We start from the raw sequence: 6000 nt of genomic DNA, 5'->3' as shown, positions 1-6000 counted from the left end.
GGCCCGGAACACCGCCGCCCGCCCGGGGCGGTCGTGACCAGCGGGGACGTCGGTGGGGCCGGGCCGGCCGGGCCGGGCGGGCACCCGGCGCACCGGGTGGCGGAGGGGCCGACGCACGACGGGGGAAACGGCCGTGCGGGCCCTTGCGCGCCACCGGTGAACGGATTTGGGGGAACGGCGGGCGAGCGTGTAATGTCTTCCTCGCTCGCCCCAATAGCTCAGTCGGCAGAGCGTCTCCATGGTAAGGAGAAGGTCAACGGTTCGATTCCGTTTTGGGGCTCTGGTGTGTGAGGTCTCCCGCTCTCGGGCGGGGGGCTGCAACGCATCACAGCGGTGTAGCTCAGTCGGTAGAGCAAGCGGCTCATAATCGCTGTGTCACCGGTTCAAGTCCGGTCACCGCTACTGATAGTAGCCGATTGCGGGGTCGGTCCTTCGATCGGCTACTCTTTCTTGCGTTAATACCATTCCATCCGTTCGTCAAGGAGCACTCACGTGGCTGCCACCGACGTCCGCCCGAAGATCACGCTGGCCTGCGTGGAGTGCAAGGAGCGGAACTACATCACCAAGAAGAACCGGCGTAACAACCCGGACCGACTGGAGATGAAGAAGCACTGCCCGCGTTGCAACGCGCACACCGCGCACCGCGAAACGCGATAATTCAGGCTCGTACGCGAGGCCGTCCCCACGTTCCGGGGGCGGCCTCGCGTCGTTGTTCCGCAGTACTCCAGCACGTACGTCCGCGCGTGGCCGTGTGACGGAAGACCAGGAGGTGCCGCGCCCATGGCGCTCGATCAGTCCTTCGTGGGGCGGAGCTACCCGCCCACCGAGCCGTACGAGGTGGCCCGCGAGAAGATCCGGGAGTTCGCCGAGGCCGTCGGCGACGCCAACCCGGTGTACACCGACCCCGAGGCCGCGAAGGCGCTGGGGCACCCGGACGTGATCGCCCCGCCGACCTTCGTCTTCGCGATCACCTTCAAGGCCGCGGGCGAGGTCATCGCCGATCCGCAGCTGGGCCTCGACTACAGCCGGGTCGTCCACGGGGACCAGCGGTTCGCCTACCGCCGTCCGGTCCGGGCGGGCGACCGGTTGACGGTCACCAGCACCATCGAGGGCGTCAAGTCCATGGCCGGCAACGACATCCTGGACGTCCGGGGCGAGGTCCACGACGAGAGCGGCGAGCACGTGGTGACCGCCTGGACCAAGCTGGTGGCCCGCGCGGCCGAGGAGGCGTGACGATGACGACGCAGAACACGAGGGTGCCCTCCTACGACGAGGTCGAGGTGGGCACCGAGCTCCCCGCGGCCACCTTCCCGGTGACCCGCGCCGCACTGGTGCGGTACGCGGGCGCCTCCGGCGACTTCAACCCGATCCACTGGAACGAGCGCTTCGCCAAGGAGGTCGGGCTGCCGGACGTGATCGCGCACGGCATGTTCACCATGGCCGAGGCGATCCGGGTGGTCACCGACTGGACCGGCGACCCCGGCACCGTGGTCGAGTACGGCGTCCGCTTCACCAAGCCGGTCGTCGTCCCCGACGACGACGAGGGCGCCACCATCGAGGTCAGCGCGAAGATCGGCGCCAAGCTGGACGAGCGCCGGGTCCGGGTGGACCTCACGGCCACCGCCGCTGGGCAGAAGGTGCTCGGCATGTCCCGTGCGGTCGTGCAACTGGGCTGAGCCCCCGAGGGCACCCGTGGGCCGCCGTCCCGAGCCGGGCCGGCGGCCCACTGCCGTCCGTCGGCCCGGGCCGACGTCCGGGGAAGCCCCTCCCCGCTCACCGCCGCGCGGGACCGGGCGGAGAACGCGGCCCGAGCACCGGACCACGGGGCCGGTCGGGCTCCCGGCCCGCCCCGTAGTCTTGTCGGGTGCGCCAGACCCACGATGCCCCGCTCGCCCCGCTGACCACCTTCCGGCTCGGCGGGCCCGCCGCCACGCTGATCACCGCGACCACGGACGCCGAGGTCGTCGACGCGGTCCGGGCCGCGGACGACTCGGGCACCCCGCTGCTGCTCGTCGGCGGCGGCAGCAACCTGGTGATCGGGGACGCGGGCTTCGCGGGCACCGTCCTGCGGGTGGGGACCCGGGGGTTCCACCTCGACGGCACCCGGCTGGAGCTCGCCGCGGGCGAGGTCTGGACGGACGCGGTGGCCCGGGTGGTGGACGCCGGGCTCGCCGGGATCGAGTGCCTCGCCGGCATCCCCGGCTCCGCGGGCGCCACCCCGATCCAGAACGTCGGCGCGTACGGCCAGGAGGTGGCCTCCGTCATCGAGGAGGTCGTCGCCTACGACCGCCGGGCCCGGGAGACCGTCACCCTCAGCGGTGCGGAGTGCGCCTTCTCCTACCGGCACAGCCGCTTCAAGGACGACCCCGACCGGTACGTGGTCCTGCGGGTCCGGTTCGCCCTGGAGGACGCGGGCGGGCTGTCGGCGCCGATCCGGTACGCCGAGACTGCCCGGGTGCTGGGCGTCGGGGCGGGCGACCGGGTGCCGCTGGAGCGGGCCCGCGAGACCGTCCTCAAGCTGCGTGCGGGCAAGGGCATGGTGCTGGATCCCGAGGACCACGACACCTGGTCCGCCGGGTCCTTCTTCACCAACCCGATCCTCACCGACGCCGCCTTCGCCGCCTTCCGGGAGCGGGTCGCCGCCCGCCTCGGCCCGGACGCCGCCCCGCCCGCCTACCCGGCGGGGGAGGGGCGGACCAAGACCTCGGCCGCCTGGCTGATCGACCGCGCCGGCTTCGCCAAGGGGTACGGCACCGGGCCCGCCCGGATCTCCGGCAAGCACACCCTGGCCCTCACCAACCGGGGCGCGGCCACCACGGAGGACCTGCTGGCGCTGGCCCGCGAGGTGGTGGCCGGGGTGCGGGAGGCGTTCGGCGTCACCCTGGTCAACGAGCCCGTGATGGTGGGCGTCCGCCTCTGACCGGCGCCCGGACTCAGACCCTCGGGCGGTCCGTCCGGTAGAGGTGGTGCAGCGGGTCGTCCTGCGGGTGGTCCGGCTCCAGCGGGCCGCTGCCCACCCGGCGCAGGCCCGCGCGCTCCAGGGCCCGCCAGGAGCGGCGGTTGGCAGCGACCACCGGGACGATCACGCAGGAGGCGTCCCGGTCGGCGGCCCACAGCTCGGCGAGGGCCGCGGCGATCATCCGGGGGCCGAGCCCCTGCCCGGTGCGTTCGGCCGGGCCGATCAGGTAGTCGACGGTGTGGGCGCCCGCGGGCACCTCGACCAGGGCGGCGAGGGCGTCCCGGTAGTCGGGGTAGTCGGCGAGGCGCACCCGCTGCACCAGACCCACCGGTTCGCCGTCCAGGAGGGCGAGCAGGTCGCGCGAGGGCTCCTCGCCGCGGGCCGCCGGACCGAAGTCCCGGGCCACCGCCGCGGGCGAGGGGTCGTGGTGCCACCAGCGCGCCACGTGCGGTCGGGCGAGCCGGTCGCCCAGCAACGGGAAGTCGGCTTCGGCCAGCCGACGGAACGCGATCATCCGGCCCCTCCGCCGTGGTTCAGTCCGCCACGCCCACCGCCTGCCGGACCGTCCCGCGGTCGTCGATCATGGCCAGCATGGCATGCGCCACGTCCGCCCGGTTGAGGGTCCGGCCGGACTTCGGCCTCCCGCCGACCACGGTGCGGTACCGGCCGGTGCCCGGGCCGTCCAGCAGCCGGGGCGGGCGGACGGCGGTCCAGTCGGCCCTGCTCCCGGCCAGGGCCGCCTCCATCGCCCGCATGTCGGCGTAGGCCGCCCGGAAGACCACGTTCACCACGGCTTCCATGAGCCGGTCGACCAGCGGTTCGCCCGGCGGGGTGGGGGCCAGCGGGGAGGCGCTGACCACCAGCAGCCGCCGGACGTCCTCGGCGGCCATCGCCGCCAGCACCGCCCGGGTGAGCCGGGCGGTCACCCCGGGGTCCTTGCGGTCGCGCGGGCCGAGCGCGGAGAGCACCGCGTCCCGCCCGGCGACCGCGGCCCGCACCTGCTCGGGGGCGGTGAGGTCGGTGCCGAGCACCTCCAGGGTGCCGGGGTCCCCGGGCGCCGCCGTCACCGTGAGCCGGGCCGGGTCCCGCACCACCGCGGTCACCTCGTGGCCGGCGGCCAGGCCCTGTCGGACGATCTCCCGGCCGACCCCGCCGGTCGCGCCGAACACCGTGATCCTCATCAGCCCCTCCAAGGTGGGTAAGTATTCACTCACCCCTAGAGTGGGTACTCCCGCACCCACCCGTCAAGCGGAGCCCCCCCGTGCCCAACGACCGAACGGTCCCCGACCGACCGCCCGCCCGCACCCGCATCCTGGACGCCGCGCACGAACTGATGCGGACCGTCGGCATCGGCCGCGCCACCACCAAGGAGATCGCCCGCACCGCCGACTGCTCCGAGGCGGCCCTCTACAAGTACTTCACCAACAAGGAGGAGGTGTTCGTCACCGTCCTCGAAGAGCGGCTGCCACCGCTCGGCCCGCTGATGGAACGACTGGTCGGCGACCCGGGGACCGGTGAGGTCGAGGACAACCTCACCGAGATCGCCCGACTCGCCGCCCTCTTCTACGAGCAGAGCTTCCCGATCGGCGTCTCCCTCTTCGCCGAGATGCGGCTCAAACGGCGCCACGACGACGCCCTGCGGCAGATCGGTGCCGGACCCCACCTGCTCATCGACGGACTCGCCGAGTACCTCCGCGCCGAACAGCGGGCCGGCCGCGTCCACCCGGACGCCGACCCCCACTCCGCCGCGGCCCTCCTCATGGGCGCCTGCTGCCAGCGCGCCTTCGTCTACGACGCCACGGAGTCCGGCACGCCCCCGCAGTCCCTGGACGAATTCGCCCGGTCCGCCGCCCGCACCCTGCTCGCCGGACTCCGCTGAGCCCGACCGGGGCCCGGGTCAGGACACCGGAGCGGCCGGCGGCGCGGTCAGCCAGGCGTCGACGCCGCCCAGCAGGCGCTCCCGCTCCTCGCGGGGCGCCGCCGAGGCCCTGATCGACTGCCGGGCCAGCTCCGCCAGCTCCGGATCGGAGAACCCGTGCACGGTCCGGGCGACCTCGTACTGCTCGGTGAGCCGCGCCCCGAACAACAGCGGGTCGTCGGCGCCCAGCGCCAGCGGCACCCCCGCGTCGAACATGGTCCGCAACGGTACGTCCGCCGCCTTGTCGTACACCCCGAGCGCCACGTTCGAGGTCGGGCAGACCTCGCAGGTCACCCCCCGGTCGGCGAGCCGCTTCAACAGCCGGGGGTCCTCCGCCGCCCGCACCCCGTGGCCCACCCGGTCCGCGTGCAGGTCGTCCAGGCAGTCCCGGACCGAGGCCGGACCGGTCAGCTCCCCGCCGTGCGGCGCGGACAGCAGGCCGCCCTCGCGGGCGATGGCGAACGCCCGGTCGAAGTCCCTGGCCATGCCCCGCCGCTCGTCGTTGGAGAGCCCGAAGCCGACGACGCCCCGGTCCGCGTAGCGCACCGCGAGCCGGGCCAGGGTGCGGGCGTCCAGGGGGTGCTTCATCCGGTTGGCGGCGACCAGCACCCGCATCCCGAGCCCGGTGTCCCGCGCGGCGGTGTCCACCGCGTCCAGGATGATCTCCAGCGCGGGGATCAGCCCGCCCAGCCGGGGCGCGTACGAGGTCGGGTCGACCTGGATCTCCAGCCAGCCGGAGCCCGCGCGCAGGTCCTCCTCGGCGGCCTCCCGCACCAGCCGCTGGATGTCCTCCGGATCGCGCAGGCAGGACCGGGCCATGTCGTACAGCCGCTGGAAGCGGAACCAGCCGCGCTCGTCCGTGGCGCGCAGCACCGGGGGTTCGGCCCCGGTCAGCGCGGGGGGCAGGTGCACCCCGTGCTTGTCCGCCAGTTCCAACAGGGTGGCGGGCCGCATCGAGCCCGTGAAGTGCAGATGCAGATGCGCCTTCGGCAGGGTGCCGAGGTCTCGAACGTGCTCCATCCCAGGATCCTGCCGCACCGGACGCCCCGCCGGTACCGGCTTTCCCCGTTCGGGTCCTTGCCCGAACGAAGGAGCGGGCTCCCACCAGGGGGAGCCCGCTCCG

8 protein-coding genes and 2 tRNA genes are annotated in these 6000 nt (G+C 73.8%); 7 read left to right on the top strand and 3 right to left on the bottom strand.

The window, feature by feature from the left end:
• The first annotated feature begins 207 nt into the window (after positions 1 to 207).
• The 6 genes from ABT092_RS17200 (at position 208) to ABT092_RS17175 (ending at position 2920) form a co-directional block, all read left to right on the top strand.
• A tRNA-Thr gene (locus ABT092_RS17200) sits at positions 208 to 280 on the top strand.
• A 49-nt stretch (positions 281 to 329) separates the two neighbouring features.
• Positions 330 to 402 (top strand) — tRNA-Met (locus ABT092_RS17195).
• Between the two features lie 90 nt (positions 403 to 492).
• Positions 493 to 657: a 50S ribosomal protein L33 gene (gene rpmG / locus ABT092_RS17190; protein ID WP_003948671.1), complete on the top strand. Its 165-nt coding sequence runs from the start codon at positions 493 to 495 to the stop codon at positions 655 to 657.
• Between the two features lie 123 nt (positions 658 to 780).
• On the top strand, positions 781 to 1233 hold the full coding sequence (locus ABT092_RS17185; RefSeq protein ID WP_351244565.1) for an FAS1-like dehydratase domain-containing protein: 453 nt from the start codon (positions 781 to 783) through the stop codon (positions 1231 to 1233).
• A 2-nt stretch (positions 1234 to 1235) separates the two neighbouring features.
• Entirely contained in the window at positions 1236 to 1676 is a 441-nt protein-coding gene (locus tag ABT092_RS17180) for a MaoC family dehydratase (RefSeq protein ID WP_351244563.1), read from the top strand.
• A 188-nt stretch (positions 1677 to 1864) separates the two neighbouring features.
• A complete protein-coding gene (locus ABT092_RS17175) occupies positions 1865 to 2920 on the top strand; it encodes a UDP-N-acetylmuramate dehydrogenase (protein ID WP_351244561.1) in 1056 nt (351 codons plus the stop codon).
• A 13-nt stretch (positions 2921 to 2933) separates the two neighbouring features.
• Here ABT092_RS17175 and ABT092_RS17170 read toward each other — a convergent pair whose 3' ends face one another.
• Positions 2934 to 3473 carry a GNAT family N-acetyltransferase gene (locus tag ABT092_RS17170; protein ID WP_351244559.1) on the bottom strand — a complete coding sequence of 180 codons (540 nt, stop codon included), beginning with the start codon at positions 3471 to 3473 and terminating at the stop codon, positions 2934 to 2936.
• Between the two features lie 19 nt (positions 3474 to 3492).
• On the bottom strand, positions 3493 to 4140 hold the full coding sequence (locus ABT092_RS17165) for an NAD(P)-dependent oxidoreductase (RefSeq protein ID WP_351244575.1): 648 nt from the start codon (positions 4138 to 4140) through the stop codon (positions 3493 to 3495).
• Between the two features lie 80 nt (positions 4141 to 4220).
• On the opposite strand from ABT092_RS17165, the gene ABT092_RS17160 reads away from it, so the two are divergent.
• Entirely contained in the window at positions 4221 to 4838 is a 618-nt protein-coding gene (locus ABT092_RS17160) for a TetR/AcrR family transcriptional regulator (protein WP_351244557.1), read from the top strand.
• Between the two features lie 18 nt (positions 4839 to 4856).
• On the opposite strand, the gene ABT092_RS17155 is transcribed toward ABT092_RS17160, so the two are convergent.
• Positions 4857 to 5897, bottom strand: coding sequence for an adenosine deaminase (locus ABT092_RS17155; RefSeq protein ID WP_351244555.1), 1041 nt, complete (start codon positions 5895 to 5897; stop codon positions 4857 to 4859).
• Positions 5898 to 6000 lie beyond the last annotated feature (103 nt).

It is taken from the genome of Streptomyces sp. NPDC002490, from assembly GCF_040296045.1.
Taxonomy (GTDB): Bacteria; Actinomycetota; Actinomycetes; order Streptomycetales; family Streptomycetaceae; genus Streptomyces.
This window is presented reverse-complemented; position numbering and strand designations above follow the sequence as displayed.